Raw genomic sequence first — 15,451 nt, forward strand, 5'->3', positions numbered from 1 at the left:
GCTCGCGTACTGTGACGTGCCGGGGGCGGCACCGGCCGACAGGCTCCAGACGCCCCCATCGGACACCGGGGCGATCCAGAGCGAGGAAGCACGTGGCAGAGCAGAGGCCGTCGCACCGCGAGACGGCGGTGACCGGCGCCCGCAGAGTCGTCGTCAAGGTCGGCTCCTCCTCGCTCACCACGGCCTCCGGCGGCCTCGACGCCGACCGGGTCGACGCCCTCGTCGACGTCCTGGCCAAGGTCAGGGACGGCGGCGAACGCGAGGTCGTCCTCGTCTCCAGCGGAGCCATCGCCGCCGGACTCGCCCCCCTCGGCCTCGTCCGCCGGCCCAAGGACCTGGCCCGCCAGCAGGCCGCCGCCAGCGTCGGACAGGGCCTCCTCGTGGCCCGCTACACCGCTTCGTTCGCGCGTTACGGCGTCCGCGTCGGACAGGTGCTCCTCACCGCCGACGACACCAGCCGCCGCGGCCACTACCGCAACGCCTACAGCACCCTGGACAAGCTCCTGGAGATGGGCGCCGTCCCCGTCGTCAACGAGAACGACACCGTGGCCACCGACGAGATCCGCTTCGGCGACAACGACCGGCTCGCCGCCCTCGTCGCCCACCTCGTCCACGCCGACCTCCTCGTCCTGCTCTCCGACGTCGACGGCCTCTACGACGGACCGCCCGGCACCCCCGGCGCCTCCCGGATCGCCGAGGTCACCGGCCCCGGCGACCTCGCGGGCGTCACCATCGGCAGCGCGGGCAAGGCGGGCGTGGGCACCGGCGGCATGGTCACCAAGGTCGAGGCCGCCAACATCGCCACCGCCGCAGGCGTCCCCGTCGTCCTCACCTCCGCCAGCCGCGCCGCCGACGCCCTCGCGGGCCGCGACACCGGCACGTACTTCCACCGCACCGGCCGCCGCTCCGCCGACCGGCTCCTCTGGCTCGCCCACGCCTCCACCCCGCAGGGCGGGCTCACCCTCGACGACGGCGCCGTCCGGGCCGTCGTGGAACGGCGCACCTCGCTGCTGCCCGCCGGAATCTCCGCCGTCGAGGGCGAGTTCAGCGCCGGCGACCCGGTCGAACTCCGCGATCCCCACGGCACCCCGATCGCCCGCGGCCTCGTCAACTTCGACGCCAAGGAGATCCCCCAGCTGCTCGGCCGCTCCACCCGGGACCTCGCCCGTGAACTGGGCCCCGCCTACGAGCGCGAGGTCGTACACAGGGACGATCTGGTCATTCTCACGCCGCGCCTCACCCCCTGAAACGGCTGAAAGTCCGGCTCTTCGGCGGGGACCTTCACCAAAACCACCCCACGCCCGGCTGTGGACTGGTCCACTTTGTAGTGGGGAAACAGGGGACCGCACAGCAACACACCACAGGAGGCCGCCGGTGAGACGAGCGCGCCCGGGGGCGCCGCCCCGAGGCACGGCCAGCCGCGCCCTGACGAGTGTCGGAGCGGGGGCGGATTTCGACCGGAATCCCCTGCCGTCGGACACCGCCGAACGGGAGCCGGTCACGACGGCGAAGGAGGAGTCCCCGCAGTCGAGACTCTGGCACATCACCCTCAGCGTGTCGGGCGCCGAGACTCCGCTGGCGGAGGTCAGACGCGGCCTGGAACAGCTCGCGCACGACCACCCCTTCCTGCTGACCAGCCGCTACGCGGGCGACCACGCGGAGATCCGCTACTGGGAAGAGGCCCGCGACCTGCACGACGCGGCCGCCGTCGCGCTGCGGCTGTGGGGCGAGCACCGCTCCAGCGCCCGGCTCCCGCCCTGGGAGATCGTCGGCCTCGAAGTCATCGACCGCGAGACCTACCATCTGCGGGTCGCCGAGGGCTACGGGCCGCCGCCCGCCTCCCCCGTGGGCGTCCACCCCTACTGACGTCCCGCCCGGAGGTCCCGGGGGAGGCGTCCGGCCCGCGGTCGACCGTCTCGCATCACGGGATACGTGACGGATGCCCGCAGAGCGCGCATTACTCTGCGGGCATGACCACGCTCTCGCCCTACGACAACCTCTCCCCGGTCACGCAGGCCGCCTACCGGGCCCGCGCCGCCGCCGCCGACATCGCGCCCCTGCCGCGCGCGGCCAAGGACGACGCGCTGCTGGCCATCGCCGACGCCCTGGAAGTGCGGACCGCCGAGATCGTCGAGGCCAACGCGGAGGACGTCGAGCGCGCCCGCGAGGCCGGGACGAGCGAAGGCATCATCGACCGCCTCACCCTCACCCCGGACCGCATCCGCGCCATCGCCGCCGACGTACGGGACGTCGCGGCCCTCCCCGACCCGGTCGGCGAAGTGGTGCGCGGCTCGACCCTGCCCAACGGCATCGACCTCCGCCAGGTCCGGGTCCCCCTCGGCGTGGTCGGCATCATCTACGAGGCCCGGCCCAACGTCACCGTCGACGCCGCCGCCCTCTGCCTGAAGTCCGGCAACGCGGTCCTGCTGCGCGGCTCCTCCTCCGCCTACGCCTCCAACACCGCGCTCGTCCGCGTCCTGCGCGACGCCGTCGGCGGCTCCGGCCTCCCCGCCGACGCGGTGCAGCTCGTCCCCGGCGAGAGCCGTGACTCCGTGACGGAGCTGATGCGGGCCCGCGGCCTCGTCGACGTCCTCATCCCGCGCGGCGGCGCCTCGCTGATCCGCACGGTCGTCGAGCAGTCCACGGTCCCCGTCATCGAGACGGGCACCGGCAACTGCCACGTCTACGTCGATGCGCAGACCGACCTGGCCATGGCCGTCGACATCCTGGTCAACTCCAAGGCCCAGCGCCCCAGCGTCTGCAACGCGGCCGAGACCCTGCTCGTCCACAAGGACGTGGCGGACGACTTCCTGCCGCTCGCCCTGGACGCGCTGGCCGAGGCCGGGGTCACCGTCCACGGCGACGAACAGGTCCTGGAGCGCGCCGAGGGCTCCAAGGCCACCGTGGTCCCGGCGACGACGGAGGACTGGGAGACCGAATACCTCTCCTACGACATCGCCGCGGCGGTCGTCGACTCCCTGGACGCGGCGGTCGCCCACATCCGGCTCTGGTCCTCCGGCCACACCGAGGCGATCGTCACCACCTCGCAGGCCGCCGCCCGCCGGTTCACCCAATTGGTCGATTCGACCACGGTCGCCGTGAACGCCTCCACCCGCTTCACGGACGGCGGACAGTTCGGCTTCGGCGCCGAGATCGGCATCTCCACCCAGAAGCTGCACGCCCGAGGCCCGATGGGCCTGCCCGAGCTGACCTCGACGAAGTACATCGTCACGGGCGACGGCCACACCCGCTAGGGCGTGTCCGGTGGATCAGGACCGGACAGGCCGCGGCGTCTGGTGCGGTGCATCGCAAGGCGCTGGAACGTCCTCATCGCGGAGCGATTCGGGCGTTTCGGCAACGCGGCCAGGCGTCGCGGACCCGGTCAAGATCCACCGGACATGCCCTAGGCCTCGCCGGTCGGCCTCCTCCGCGGGGGAGGGGGCCGACCGCGTGTCCCCTCCGGATCGGTCCGGGGGAGTCCGCATCGATCCGGGGGAGTTTGCGGGGTCCCTGCCCAAAAGGTCCCGGCCCGGCTACGCTGAAACCGTGCCGGACGACGTGGGGGGCAAGCCGTTTCCTGACGGCTGGGAGCCCGACGACGACCGCGGGGGCGCGGACGAGGACTTCGCCTCCGTGGTGTTCGACGAGGACTTCGTCCGGTCGGCGCCCGTCCATGAACCCACCGCCGTGGAGCGCCTGCTCGCCGCCGCCGAGGCCCGTGCCGAGGCCGACGCCGCCCGCGCCCGCCGCACCCGCCGCACGGACGACGAATACGGCTACGGCGGCTCCCGGGGCTACCACGACCCCCAGGACCTCGACTACGACCCGGACGACCGCTTCGGGGACGACGGCGACGGCCCCGGGCCCTACGGCCGCCACGGCGGCTCCCTGCGCCCCTACCGCAACTCCGCCCGCTGGCACCGGCCGGTCGCCTGGCTGCTCGCCGTGGTGATGGGCGTCGGCATGGTCTCCCTCGCCTTCACCGCGGTCTACCGGGGCGCGTCGAACAACCGCCAGGACCAGGTGCCGCCGCCCGCCAGCAGCGGCGTCGACAAGCCCGGAGCCGCCCCGTCCGCCTCCGCGGACTACTCCCGCCCCGTGGCCTCCGCCGAGCCCCGGGTGCCCTGAGGCCGAGCCCGGGTGCCCTGAGGCGGGCGCCGAGCGGGCGGCCCCCGAGGGCTCCGGCTCCTCCCGTCACCCGTTCGCCGACGGCGGCCCCGGTCGCCTCCGCAGTTCCCGGCGGTCTCCGCGTTTACGCGGACGGCAATCGACCTACCCTGAAGATGTGACCCCTCGTTCCCAGGGGGGCTTCTCGCTGCCGCACGCCCCGCTCGGCCGAAGCAGACCGTTGCGCACCGAACCGACCGGTGTGGAGATCGGGAGAGAAGTCATGACAGGCCGCTCAGAACCGCCGGACGGCCCGCCCGAGAACTCCGCGGGCGGCGAGGACGAATACCGCTCGCTCGTCTTCGACGAATCGTTCATCCAGGCTGCCCGGATGCGGGAGTACTCGGCGCAGGAACGGATGGGCGACCACGCCCGCGCCGTCCGCACCCTGCCCGAGGAGCAGCCACCCGCCCGCGGCCCGGGCGGCTCCCGGGCCGCCATAGCCCTGGTCGTCCTCATCGCCCTGGCCTTCGCCGTGGCCGTCTACATCGGCTTCCGCAGTCCGTACCCCCAGCCGGCCCCCCGGCGCGCCGAACCCCTGCGGACCACCGTCATCCCCCTGGCCCCCCGGGGCGCCGTACCGGGCGGATCACCCGAGCAGCTGTACCGCACCGAACCGGTCTCCGGATTCCGCACCGGCGCGGAGGGCATCAACTTCCCCGCCGTGAAGCGCACCCAGAACTTCTCCGACAGCCAGATCACCGCCGCGCTCGCCACGGTCAAGGACTACCTGGTGGAGTCCTCCCTGAACCCCGACGTCCTCACCGGCTCCGTACGCCGGCCCGTCGAGCACCTCCTCGACCCGGACCAGCGCCCCCAGTTCGAACAGAGCCTGAGCGACCCGGCGGACGACGGGAGCCACGCCGCCACCGGCTGGCTGGTCCGCTTCGACCCGGAGCGGGTGGAGCTCGCGGACCCGCAGATCCGGGTCCAGGGCACCCTCCGCTACGAGGAGGAGGCGGCCGGCGTCCTCGGCGTCGTCTCGGACCACACCTTCACCTACGCCCTGCGCCCTGCGGACAAACCCCCGCGCGAGGGCGGCGCGTCCCTGTTCACCGTGCGGCGCGAGCTGCACTTCCGCTTCGACCGCGAGGACCTGCGGCTGCACCGCCTGGAGGTGCGCACCGCCCATGTCCAGGCCGGGCCGCAGTCCTGCTCGGCCGACGCGACCGGAATGCTCCGCCCCCTCCTGGCCGGGGAGAAGGCGGACACCCGCGGCCCCGCCGTCACCGACCCGTACGCCTCGGGCCCGCCCACGGCGGCCCTGTGCGGGACCCTGGCGGCCGTCAGCCCTTCGACGGCCCCGAGCTCCCCTCCTCCGGGTCCTGGGGCCGACCGGACGTCCCGCCCCCGCCCGTAGCGGAACCGCCGCCGGAGCCGCCGGTGAACTTGTCGCGCAGCTTGCCGCCCAGGTCTCCCGCGCCCCCGGCGATGTCACCGACCAGCTTCATCAGCGGGTCCTTGCTGGTGCGCACCGTGTCCGCGTAGTGCGACGCGGACTCCCGGAACGAGTCGGTCACCGAGGTGTCCTTGTCCTCGTCGCGCCGGGGGTAGTGGCCGTCCATGATCCGCTGGAACTCGCGGGTCTCCGACCACTTCTTCAGCTCAGCGGCCCGCACGGCGGTGAACGGGTGCGTCCGGGGCAGCACATTGAGGATCTTGAGGACGGAGTCGCGGAGGTCGCCGCTCTTCTCGTACTCGTCGGCCTGAGCCAGGAAGGCGTCCACATTCATCTCGTGGAGGTGGTTGCCGCCCGCGATCTTCATCAGACCGCGCATCGAGGCCTGGGTGTCCTGGCCCACCAGCAGCCCGGCCCGGTCCGCGGACAGCTCCGACTTGCGGAACCACTCGCGCAGCGCCGTCACGATCGCCATGATCGCCACATTGCCGAGCGGGATCCAGGCGACCTTCACGGCGAGGCTGGTCAGGAAGAGCAGTATCGTCCGGTACACCGAGTGACCGGAGAGCGCGTGGCCCACCTCGTGGCCCACCACCGCCCGCATCTCCTCCTCGTCGAGCAGCTCGACCAGGCCCGTGGTGACCACGATGATCGGCTCGTCCATCCCGATGCACATGGCGTTGGGCTGCGGGTCCTGCTTCACGTACATCGGCGGGACCTTCTCCAGGTCCAGGATGTAACACGCGTCGCGCAGCATGTCGTTGAGATGGGCGAACTGCGCGTCGCTCACCCGGACGGAATCGGAGAGGAAGAGCAGCCGCAGGCTCCGCTCCGGGAGCAGCCCGCTGAGCGCCTTGAACACGGTGTCGAACCCGGTCAGCTTGCGCAGGGCGACCAGGGCCGAGCGGTCGGCGGGGTGCTCATAGGCCCGGGAGGAGATCCCGGGGAATCGCCGGCGCTGCCTGCTCGGCACGTTCTCGTGACTGTTGTCGGTCATGGATGGCCCCCTGTTCGTACGAGACGTTGCTCGTCCCCCGGACACATGCCAGCGTATGCGCTGGCGCTACGGTGTGCGGGGGGCTGTGGATAACTTTGAGGAGCGCCCGAAATGCCGCACACCGCCGTACTGCTCGCCGCCGCGTCCCAGGAGCAGGGACCGGGCGCCACCCTCCGGATCGTGCTGCTCGTCTCGATCCTCGGAGCGGTGCTGCTCGCCTGGTTCCTGCTGCGTGGATACCGCAACGACGACAACAACGACTGAGTCGCCGTGAGCGTGCCCGAGGCTCCCGCATACGATGGCCCCGACGTCTTCCTTCCGACTCACGATCGATAGGTCCTGCCGAAGATGAGCCTCACGAGCACCACTCACCAGCTGGTCACTCTCGCCTCCGGCGGCGAGGGCGGCGGCAACCACGAAAGCCTCAATCCCTACTTCGTCGGCGCCGGGGCCTTCGTCGCGCTGATGCTCCTCCTGTTCATCACCATCAGCTTCAACCGCGACCGCTGAGCCGGGGGCGTACAGCTGTGCCAGTAGGCTCTGCACGCATGGGAGAGCAGGAAGTGCCTACCGGCCCCGGCAAGCGCCGTATCGGCGTGATGGGCGGGACATTCGACCCGATCCACCATGGACACCTGGTGGCGGCCAGTGAAGTGGCCGCCCAGTTCCATCTGGACGAGGTCGTCTTCGTCCCGACCGGGCAGCCGTGGCAGAAGAGCCACAAGAAGGTCTCCCCGGCCGAGGACCGTTATCTGATGACGGTCATCGCCACCGCGTCCAACCCGCAGTTCTCCGTCAGCCGCAGTGACATCGACCGTGGCGGACCGACGTACACCATCGATACGCTGCGGGACCTGCGTGAGGTCCACGGCGACGCGGACCTCTTCTTCATCACCGGCGCCGACGCGTTGTCCCAGATCCTCACCTGGCGCGACGCGGAGGAGCTGTTCTCGCTCTCCCACTTCATCGGTGTGACCCGCCCGGGTCACGTGCTCACGGACGACGGACTGCCCGAGGGCGGTGTCTCCCTCGTGGAGGTGCCCGCGCTGGCGATCTCGTCCACGGACTGCCGTGAGAGGGTCGCGCAGGGGGAGCCGGTCTGGTACCTGGTGCCGGACGGCGTGGTCCGCTACATCGACAAGCGCCAGCTGTACCGCGGCGAATGAGCCACGGAAAGGGGCACCGGTGAACGACCGACAGAACCCGTACGACCCGTACTACCAGGAGCCGCAGATCGTCGGCTACGACGCGTACGGGCAGCCGGTCTACCAGCAGCAGGGGCAGCAGCAGAGCTACCAGCCGTACGACCAGCAGGGCCAGGGCCACGACCCCTACGCCGCCCAGCAGGGCCAGGGCCACCAGACCCAGGACACGACCGGTTACGGCTACGGCTACGACGCGTACGGCAACCCCCAGCAGCAGGGCTACGACCCGTACGCCACCGGTCAGCAGGGTCAGCAGCAAGGCCACCAGCAGGGCCAGGCGCCGCAGGGCCAGGGCGGCGGCCAGGGGTACGGCTACGGCTCGTACACCGACTACGGCTACGCCACCGGGCAGCAGCCCGCCGCGGTCGACACCGGCGAGCACTGGAGCATCCCGCAGCAGGGCGCCGCCCCCGCACCGGAACAGGCCCCGCGGCAGAACCCCGTACAGCAGTCACCCGTACAGCACTCGCCGCAGGAGGCCGGGCCGGAGGCGGAGGCCGATGCCGGGCTTCCCGGGCAGCGCAAGCCCGCCCCCGACTACCGCACCGAGCAGTTCTCGTTCATCGAGGAGCCCGACGAGGACTCCGAAGACGTCATCGACTGGCTGAAGTTCACCGAGAGCCGCAGCGAGCGGCGCGAGGAGGCCCGGCGCAAGGGCCGCAACCGCATGGTCGCCCTGATAGTCGTCGCCGTTCTCGTCGTCGTCGGCGGGGCCGGCTATCTGTGGTCCGCCGACATGATTCCGGGCCTGTCCGGACCGGACGAGAAGAAGGCCGTCGCCGCCGGGGCCCAGCAGCGCGACATGATCGTGGTGCATCTGCACGACACAAAGAAGGGCGGCACCTCGACGGCGCTGCTCGTCGACAACGCCACCACCAAGCAGGGCACCACCGTCCTGCTGCCCAACTCCCTCGCCGTCGCGGGCGACGACGGGACCACCACCACGCTCGGCAAGTCCGTCGAGGACGACGGCAGGACCGGCACCCGGGAGTCGATCGACACCCTCCTGGGCACCCGGATCACCGGCACCTGGCGGCTGGACACCCCGTACCTGGAGAACCTCGTCGAGCTGGTCGGCAACATCGAGGTCGACACCGACACCGAGGTGCCCGCCGCGAAGAAGGGCGAATCGGCCCTGGTGAACAAGGGCGAGGCCCAGACCCTCAGCGGCCCGATGGCCGTCGCGTACGCCACCTACCGCGCGCAGGGCGAGCCCGAGGCCAAGCAGCTGGCCCGCTTCGGCGAGGTCATGCGGGCCACGCTGCGCAAGATCTCCGAGGACCCCAAGGCCGCCACCGTCACCATCGAGACGCTGCTCCAGGTGCTCGACCCGTCGCTGCCCGAGAAGGACCTCGGGGCCTCGCTCGCCAAGCTGGCCTCGCGGGCCAAGGTCGGCGACTACAAGACGGTCCTGCTGCCGGCCCAGGAGGACGGCACGCTCACCGAGGCGGACACCCGCGGCGTCGTCAAGGACATCCTCGGCGGCACGGTGAAGGCCCCCGAGGAGGGCGCTCCGCTCCGGGTCGCCGTCCGCAACGCCACCGGCAACCAGAACGCCGCGGAGGCCGCCCGGGTCCAGCTGGTCAACGGCGGTTACGCCTTCGTGGACAGCGGCAAGGCCGCGGCAGAGGCGTCGTCCGTCGTGCTCTACCGGTCCGCGGAGGACAAGGAGAAGGCCGTCGAGGTGGCCAAGACCCTGGGTCTTGCCGCGGGCGACGTGAAGAAGGGCGAGCCGGCCGCCAACGCCGACGTGTCCGCGGTCCTCGGCCAGGACTACAAGGTCCAGTAGCCCGCCCGGGGCCGCCGACCGGCGGCCCCGAGGCGGCGGCCGGCGGCGGCCCGCGGCCCCGGGCGGCGAAACGCAGTAAGGCGCTGTCGGCGGTCCGTGAGACCCTAGAGGTCGTATCCGACCGCCGACGAAAGCCTGCATGTGACCGCCACGGACCGCTCCATCGAGCTCATCAACGCCGCCGCCCAGGCGGCCGCCGACCGGCTCGCGCACGACATCATCGCCTACGACGTCAGCGATGTGCTGTCGATCACCGACGCCTTCCTGCTGGCCTCGGCCCCCAACGACCGCCAGGTCAAGTCGATCGTCGACGAGATCGAGGAGCGGCTCCAGAAGGAGCTCGGCGCCAAGCCGGTGCGCCGCGAGGGCGACCGCGACGCCCGCTGGATCCTCCTCGACTACGTCGACATCGTCATCCACGTCCAGCACAGCGAGGAGCGCGTCTTCTACGCGCTGGAGCGCCTGTGGAAGGACTGCCCGGAGATCGCCCTCCCCGAGGACGCGATCAAGACCCGCGGCAAGGCCGAGGAGCACGCACAGCTCAACGGCGGCACGGAAGGTGACCAGAGCTGAACGGCAGCAAGAGCGGCAAGGGCCGCAGAATCGTCCTCTGGCGGCACGGCCAGACGGCGTGGAACCTGGAGCGCCGCTTCCAGGGCTCCACGGACATCGAGCTGACCGAGGCCGGCGTCCAGCAGGCCCGCCGCGCCGCCCGGCTGCTCGCCTCGCTGAAGCCGGACGCCATCGTGGCCTCCGACCTCCGGCGGGCGGCGGCCACGGCCGCCGAGCTCTCCGCCGTCAGCGGCCTCACCGTCGCCCACGACGCGGCACTCCGTGAGACGTACGCGGGCGAGTGGCAGGGGCTGACGCACCAGGAGATCGTCGAGCGCCACGGCGAGCAGTACGCCGCCTGGAAGCGCGGCGAGCCCGTGCGCCGGGGCGGCGGCGAGCTGGAGACCGAGGTCGCCGACCGGGCGGCTCCGGTCGTTCTGGAGCACGCCGAGAAGCTTCCGGACGACGGCACGCTCGTCGTCGTCAGCCACGGCGGCACGATCAGGACGACGATCGGCCGGCTGCTGGGCCTGGAGGCGCACCACTGGGAGTCGCTCGGCGGGCTGTCCAACTGCTGCTGGTCCGTCCTCGGGGAGGGCGCGCGCGGCTGGCGCCTGCTGGAGCACAACGCCGGCACGCTCCCGGAGCCGGTGCTCGGCGACGACGACTAGGGCCTGCCGGGCGGCCGTTCGGCGGCCGTCGGGAGGCCGTTCGCGGGCCGTCCCCGGGCGGCCCCGGCCGGATTTCACTTTCCGGCCGGTCGCAGGCTAAAGTTCATCTTGTTCGCAGCGCGGAAACGCAGGGAAACACAGCGAACAGCGGGGCTATAGCTCAGTTGGTAGAGCGCCTGCATGGCATGCAGGAGGTCAGGAGTTCAATTCTCCTTAGCTCCACAATCAGGATCCCGTCCCCATCAGGGGGCGGGATCTTCTGCATGGAGGGGACGGAGGGCGCCGAGCGGGCTGCCCCTCTTGCGGGGCCATGGCAGAATCGGAACGCCGGAGGGGGCGACGTACCGATCGGGAGGGAGCGCGATGCCTGCGAGTCGCGAACACGTCCCCGACCAGCGCCTTGTCGCCGCCTCGCCCCCCGGCCCCGTAACGTCCGACGTTCGATCCCGTCTCGGCTGTCCGTCCTGCGGTTCGTCCCATGTCGCCCAGGTCCTGGGTGACAACGGAGGGGTCTCCTACGTGTGCACGGCCTGCGGCCACAGCTGGAGCTGACTGATGGGTGCACACAGGCGTAAATGCGACTGGTGCGGCAGCGGTACGCCCATCGTCAGGGACATGGACCCGGTCAACGCGGAGTACCAGTACTGGTGCGAGGAATGCGCACGGGCGCTGATCATAAAAGGCGACCCCATCGAGACCTACCGGGAACTGGAGGGGGAGCCGATCTACGGGCGGCTCCTGGAGGAGCACTGCACCCTGAAGCGCTTCTACTCCTTCGCGACCGCCTGATCCAGGACCGTACGGCTCGCGACCTGTAGCCGTCTGACCTGCGGCTGAGGGGCGAACGCCCTGGATGATTCGGGCGTATCGGTGCAGACCGGAAACGATTTGGTGAAGCACCGGGGGGACCGTGTAATGTTCTCGATGTCGCCAGGGAAACCGGGCGGCAAGCAGCAAGGGGCTATAGCTCAGTTGGTAGAGCGCCTGCATGGCATGCAGGAGGTCAGGAGTTCAATTCTCCTTAGCTCCACAGGATCGACAGAAGCGGGCCACCCGGATCGGGTGGCCCGCTTCTTCTGTTTCAGCCGCGCCCACTGCCCAATGCGCGCCGATGAGGGGCGGTCGGCAGGGCGGGACGCTGTTCGGCCGGCGGTTGCTCGATACGGAGCGCCAGGGCGGGGCAGCGCCGTACGGCCCGCTGGGCACGCCCGCGCAGATGCATCGGAACGGCGGCGTCCGCCACCGCCGGATAGCCGTCCGCGCCCAGCCGGATGAGCTCGGGGGCGATGTCCGCGCACAGGCCGTGGCCCTGGCAGAGCGTCCAGTCGACCGCGAGCTTCTCGCCGCTCGGAATCGACTCCTCCAGATCCTGGTAGCCCGGTGCGGGCAGCGGCAGCACCCCGACCGTCTCGCGGCCGCAGCCGCCGTCCAGAACGTGTGCGGCGAGGTCGTCCGTGAATGCCGACAGGGTCGAGAGCAGGAACCGGGCCGAGCCGTCCGGGTGTTTGCACGCCCCGCGGCCCTTCACGGCCTGCGTGACCTCGCGCAGGGCCTCCAGGGCGGCGGGCCCGCCGCCGTTCAGCACGTCGGAGAGCCCGCCCGCGGCGGCGGGGAGCCCCAGCTTGCACGGGCCGCACTGTCCGGCGGTCTCGGCGGCCAGCCAGTTGGCTATCCGGAGGGACTCGCCGAGCGGGCAGGTGTCCGGGCCGATCGGCAGGATGGCCCCCGCGCCGAGGGCGCCCCCCACGGTGGCCAGGGACTCGCGGGAGACCACGGCGTTGTGCGAGGAGACCGCGTCGATCCAGTTGCCGTGGTAGCCGCCGGTCAGCACGCCCTGGGGGAGCGGCGGGGCCCCGGCCAGCTCCAGGACGTACCGCAGCGGCACCCCGGTCGGCACCTCGACGACCATGGGCCTCGCCACGGCGCCCGAGACGGTGAGCAGGACGGTGCCAGGTTCGTTCGGCAGCCCGGTGTGCCCGTAGCGGCGGGGGCCGATCCGGGCGGCGACGGCGAGCTGGGCGTACGTCTCCGCGTTCGACAGCAGCGTCGGCGCGCCGCCCACCCCGGTCTCCGCCGCCCGCTCGCGCCGGCCCGGCGGCAGGGCGGGCCCGCCGTTCGCCGCCCGGATCACCGAGGACGCCTCGCCCGAGACCATGCGTTCCGGGGTGCGGATCACGCGGGCGCGCAGCTGCTGGCCGCGCCGGTCGGAGAGGCCGCGTTCGGCGAGGGCGGCCCGTACGGAGATCTCCGTGGAGTTGCGGGTGACGGCGACGACCAGGGTGCGCGCGCCGAGCGCCTCCGCGGCCAGCAGCGCACCGTCCAGGATCAGGTGCGGGGCGCGGTTGAGCAGGACGGTGTCCTTGCGGCAGGCGGGTTCGCCCTCGCTGCCGTTGATCACCACGACGGGCCGCACCCCGCGCCGGATGGACGCCTTCGCCACCGCTCGCAGCTTCTTGCCGAACGGGAAACCGGCGCCTCCCCTTCCGCGCAGAGAGATCGTTTCGGCCAGTTCGGCCAGCCGCTCACCGGTCATCGGCTCCAGCGGCCCGTGCACCTTGAGGTGCATGGCGAGGTCGAGCCGCTCCACCAGGTCGAAGCCGGTGGTCAGTTGCGGCAGTCCGACGACGCGGACCTCGGGCACATCGGGGAGGGGGACGTTCACTATCGGTCTCCTGCGGGTGCGTGCCAGGGTTCGCCGGCCGGGGGCGCGGTGAACGGCCCGGGCTCCGGTTCGGCCCGGGGCGCGGGGAAGGGTGAGGGTGAGGGCGAGGTGATGGGAGCGGATGCGGTGGTGTCGTACGCCGGGGTGTCGTACGCGGTCGGTGCGCCGGCGTACTCCGATGTCACGTACGTCGGTGCGCCGGCTTCGGGTGTGCCGGGTTCGGGTCCGCCGGATTCCGGTGCGGCGCGTTCCGGGGTGCCGTACCTCGGTGTGCCGTGCTCCGGTGTTTCGTAGGGGGACGTCGCGTACGCGTGCTCCTGCGTGCTGTACGCCGGTGGGTTCTGCCGGTCCGGACCGTGGTGCGCCTGCCCGGGCGGGGCGGGGGACGGTGAGGGCCAGCGGGGCTCCGGCGGGGCCGACGGGCCGCCGCCCAGCGAGACGGCGCGGTACCCGGCTGTTATGCCTGTCCCGGGCCCCGGCCCCGCCTTGCTCCGCCCCGGGTTCGACAGCCCCTCCGGCGGGCCGAAGGCGATGCGGTCGGCGCTGCGGGGCGGCGGCTCGTACAGCGGGGACTCGTTCGGACGGGACTCGTTCAGCGGGGGCTCGTACAGAGGGGATTCGTTGGGCGGCGACTCGTACAGAGGTGACCGGCCGCCGTACAGCGTTTCCGTCGGCGCTTCGTGCAGCGCGCCGGGGATCGCCGTGGGAGGGGGCGCGGTCGGGGGCATCGGCGCCGAGAGCGTGCGCGGGCGCACGGGCGTGCCCCGTACGTCCCGGTCCGGCTCGCTCCAGGCGGCCGGATCGGACCAGGGCTCCCCGGCGGACGAGGAGGACTCCCGCAGGACCGGATCGGGGGCGGCCGGGGGCCCCTGGCCCAGCAGTTCGGCGACCCGGTCGGCGATCCGCCGCTTCGTCGGGCGCGGCAGCAGCCGCAGGCACAGCGCCCCGGCGACTCCGGCGAGACAGAGCCCGTACATCACGACCACCCAGGTGGCAGGCGCACGCCCCGCGTACAGGCCGTGGATCAGCGCGGCGCACCACGCCGGATACGCCAGCGCGTGCACGGCGCGCCACCGGCCCGCGATCCCGCCCGTGTCCCGGGGCGACCCCAGCGACTGCCCGAGCCGGGCGGCCTTGGGGGAGGGCTGCGCGAAGGCGCTGCGCAGGGCTCCGGTCGCCGCCGTGACGACCATCAGCAGCCCGGCCAGCGAACCGAAACCGATCAGCCCCGACGCACCGGTCACGCCGAGGCTGAAGGGTATGAGGGCGCCGATCAGCGCCACATGCCCGAGGGCGACCTTCACGGTTCCGTGCAGCAGCAGGAAGCCGAGCGAGGCTATGGCGGTGGCCCGGTGGATGCCCTGGCAGACGATGCGCTGACGGGTGGAGAGGAACAGCCGGTCCGTGGCCAGCAGGCCCCAGGCGACGGCGGCGCTGAGCGACACCAGCGACAGGACGCCGGTGGTGAAATCGAGGGTGGCGCGCAGCTCGTCGCTCCCTGCGACGGCGAACAGAGGGACGAAGACCAACGCGGCGACAGTCAGGCCGCCCTGTACCGGCCGACTCATTGCGGGGCTCATGCTGGGGGATACGCGGATCTTGCGATGAGGGTTCATGGGGGCGACTCCGAATAGTTCGGCAAAGCGGTCCCGTTGCCGCATGCTAGGACGCCCCATACCAACCAGTACGAGGTTTGCTCGGTTGCCCCGATAGAGGTCGGTACGCGGAGTAACCCCTGCTTCCCGGGCGTTCTCCCGGCCCCCGGGGTCGCCCCAGGACTCCGCGAAAACCTCATGGGAAGCGCGCACCGCACACACCCCACAGACACGGGAACACCATGTTCCGACTACGGAGAGTGGTGCCCGGGGTGGTGGGGGTTCGGGCACGTGCGTGTGATGTCCGCCCTCCGGTTACTCCCCGCTGCCCTCCGGGCCCGTGCGGTACCCTGACGCCATGCGTGCCGTACGCCTTCTGCTTAGCGAGCCGCGCTGAAGAGTCCCGACCGGTGA

The 15,451-nt window shown here is 71.9% G+C and carries 15 protein-coding genes and 2 tRNA genes; 14 read left to right on the forward strand and 3 right to left on the reverse strand.

The annotated features are described in order from the left end of the window. The first annotated feature begins 92 nt into the window (after nucleotides 1-92). The 5 genes from proB (at nucleotide 93) to A3Q37_RS17760 (ending at nucleotide 5,527) form a co-directional block, all read left to right on the forward strand. The gene (gene proB / locus A3Q37_RS17740) at nucleotides 93-1,247 is read left to right on the forward strand and encodes a glutamate 5-kinase (RefSeq protein WP_176711445.1); all 1,155 of its coding nucleotides are present in this window, start codon (nucleotides 93-95) and stop codon (nucleotides 1,245-1,247) included. Nucleotides 1,248-1,374: 127 nt separating this feature from the next. Continuing rightward, nucleotides 1,375-1,866 carry a hypothetical protein gene (locus A3Q37_RS17745; RefSeq protein WP_065485582.1) on the forward strand — a complete coding sequence of 164 codons (492 nt, stop codon included), beginning with the start codon at nucleotides 1,375-1,377 and terminating at the stop codon, nucleotides 1,864-1,866. 104 nt (nucleotides 1,867-1,970) lie between these two features. Then, nucleotides 1,971-3,254, forward strand: a complete 1,284-nt coding sequence (locus A3Q37_RS17750; protein ID WP_065485583.1) for a glutamate-5-semialdehyde dehydrogenase — start codon at nucleotides 1,971-1,973, stop codon at nucleotides 3,252-3,254. 292 nt (nucleotides 3,255-3,546) lie between these two features. Next, complete coding sequence (locus A3Q37_RS17755; RefSeq protein WP_065485585.1) at nucleotides 3,547-4,128, forward strand: hypothetical protein; 582 nt, start codon at nucleotides 3,547-3,549, stop codon at nucleotides 4,126-4,128. Between the two features lie 262 nt (nucleotides 4,129-4,390). After that, entirely contained in the window at nucleotides 4,391-5,527 is a 1,137-nt protein-coding gene (locus tag A3Q37_RS17760) for a hypothetical protein (protein WP_065485586.1), read from the forward strand. Here A3Q37_RS17760 and A3Q37_RS17765 read toward each other — a convergent pair. Beyond that, a complete protein-coding gene (locus A3Q37_RS17765; RefSeq protein WP_065485588.1) occupies nucleotides 5,454-6,563 on the reverse strand; it encodes a M48 family metallopeptidase in 1,110 nt (369 codons plus the stop codon). The genes A3Q37_RS17760 and A3Q37_RS17765 overlap by 74 nt on opposite strands. Nucleotides 6,564-6,674: 111 nt before the next feature. On the opposite strand from A3Q37_RS17765, the gene A3Q37_RS37265 reads away from it, so the two are divergent. From A3Q37_RS37265 to A3Q37_RS17800, 9 genes are all read left to right on the forward strand, one after another. Then, nucleotides 6,675-6,827, forward strand: coding sequence for a hypothetical protein (locus A3Q37_RS37265; RefSeq protein ID WP_176711446.1), 153 nt, complete (start codon nucleotides 6,675-6,677; stop codon nucleotides 6,825-6,827). An 84-nt stretch (nucleotides 6,828-6,911) separates the two neighbouring features. Then, on the forward strand, nucleotides 6,912-7,073 hold the full coding sequence (locus A3Q37_RS37270; protein WP_010062923.1) for a hypothetical protein: 162 nt from the start codon (nucleotides 6,912-6,914) through the stop codon (nucleotides 7,071-7,073). A gap of 38 nt (nucleotides 7,074-7,111) precedes the next feature. Continuing rightward, a complete protein-coding gene (gene nadD, locus A3Q37_RS17770; protein WP_026291102.1) occupies nucleotides 7,112-7,729 on the forward strand; it encodes a nicotinate-nucleotide adenylyltransferase in 618 nt (205 codons plus the stop codon). A 19-nt stretch (nucleotides 7,730-7,748) separates the two neighbouring features. Next, nucleotides 7,749-9,557, forward strand: coding sequence for an LCP family protein (locus tag A3Q37_RS17775; RefSeq protein ID WP_065485589.1), 1,809 nt, complete (start codon nucleotides 7,749-7,751; stop codon nucleotides 9,555-9,557). Between the two features lie 141 nt (nucleotides 9,558-9,698). Further along, nucleotides 9,699-10,130 (forward strand): ribosome silencing factor, encoded by a 432-nt coding sequence (gene rsfS, locus A3Q37_RS17780; protein WP_010062919.1) that lies wholly within the window; start codon nucleotides 9,699-9,701, stop codon nucleotides 10,128-10,130. Continuing rightward, nucleotides 10,127-10,780 carry a histidine phosphatase family protein gene (locus tag A3Q37_RS17785; RefSeq protein ID WP_065485592.1) on the forward strand — a complete coding sequence of 218 codons (654 nt, stop codon included), beginning with the start codon at nucleotides 10,127-10,129 and terminating at the stop codon, nucleotides 10,778-10,780. Before rsfS ends, A3Q37_RS17785 begins: the two co-directional genes overlap by 4 nt. 149 nt (nucleotides 10,781-10,929) lie before the next feature. Continuing rightward, nucleotides 10,930-11,002, forward strand: a tRNA-Ala gene (locus A3Q37_RS17790). A gap of 333 nt (nucleotides 11,003-11,335) precedes the next feature. Beyond that, the gene (locus A3Q37_RS17795; RefSeq protein ID WP_003969224.1) at nucleotides 11,336-11,569 is read left to right on the forward strand and encodes a hypothetical protein; all 234 of its coding nucleotides are present in this window, start codon (nucleotides 11,336-11,338) and stop codon (nucleotides 11,567-11,569) included. A 168-nt stretch (nucleotides 11,570-11,737) separates the two neighbouring features. After that, nucleotides 11,738-11,810, forward strand: a tRNA-Ala gene (locus A3Q37_RS17800). A 51-nt stretch (nucleotides 11,811-11,861) separates the two neighbouring features. Here A3Q37_RS17800 and A3Q37_RS17805 read toward each other — a convergent pair. Beyond that, the gene (locus tag A3Q37_RS17805) at nucleotides 11,862-13,442 is read right to left on the reverse strand and encodes an NADH-quinone oxidoreductase subunit NuoF family protein (protein ID WP_065485594.1); all 1,581 of its coding nucleotides are present in this window, start codon (nucleotides 13,440-13,442) and stop codon (nucleotides 11,862-11,864) included. After that, on the reverse strand, nucleotides 13,442-15,010 hold the full coding sequence (locus A3Q37_RS17810; RefSeq protein ID WP_065485596.1) for a hypothetical protein: 1,569 nt from the start codon (nucleotides 15,008-15,010) through the stop codon (nucleotides 13,442-13,444). Before A3Q37_RS17810 ends, A3Q37_RS17805 begins: the two co-directional genes overlap by 1 nt. Nucleotides 15,011-15,451: the final 441 nt, after the last annotated feature.

Source organism: Streptomyces sp. PTY087I2, assembly GCF_001687325.1.
GTDB lineage: Bacteria > Actinomycetota > Actinomycetes > Streptomycetales > Streptomycetaceae > Streptomyces.

Bases quoted from the DNA above. Each gene is read 5' to 3' on its own strand.
- A3Q37_RS17750 (WP_065485583.1), top strand. From the start codon at position 1,971: ATGACCACGCTCTCGCCCTACGACAACCTCTCCCCGGTCACGCAGGCC.
- A3Q37_RS17760 (WP_065485586.1), top strand. From the start codon at position 4,391: ATGACAGGCCGCTCAGAACCGCCGGACGGCCCGCCCGAGAACTCCGCG.
- A3Q37_RS17765 (WP_065485588.1), bottom strand. From the start codon at position 6,563: ATGACCGACAACAGTCACGAGAACGTGCCGAGCAGGCAGCGCCGGCGA.
- A3Q37_RS37265 (WP_176711446.1), top strand. From the start codon at position 6,675: ATGCCGCACACCGCCGTACTGCTCGCCGCCGCGTCCCAGGAGCAGGGA.
- A3Q37_RS37270 (WP_010062923.1), top strand. From the start codon at position 6,912: ATGAGCCTCACGAGCACCACTCACCAGCTGGTCACTCTCGCCTCCGGC.
- nadD (WP_026291102.1), top strand. From the start codon at position 7,112: ATGGGAGAGCAGGAAGTGCCTACCGGCCCCGGCAAGCGCCGTATCGGC.
- A3Q37_RS17795 (WP_003969224.1), top strand. From the start codon at position 11,336: ATGGGTGCACACAGGCGTAAATGCGACTGGTGCGGCAGCGGTACGCCC.
- A3Q37_RS17810 (WP_065485596.1), bottom strand. From the start codon at position 15,010: ATGAGTCGGCCGGTACAGGGCGGCCTGACTGTCGCCGCGTTGGTCTTC.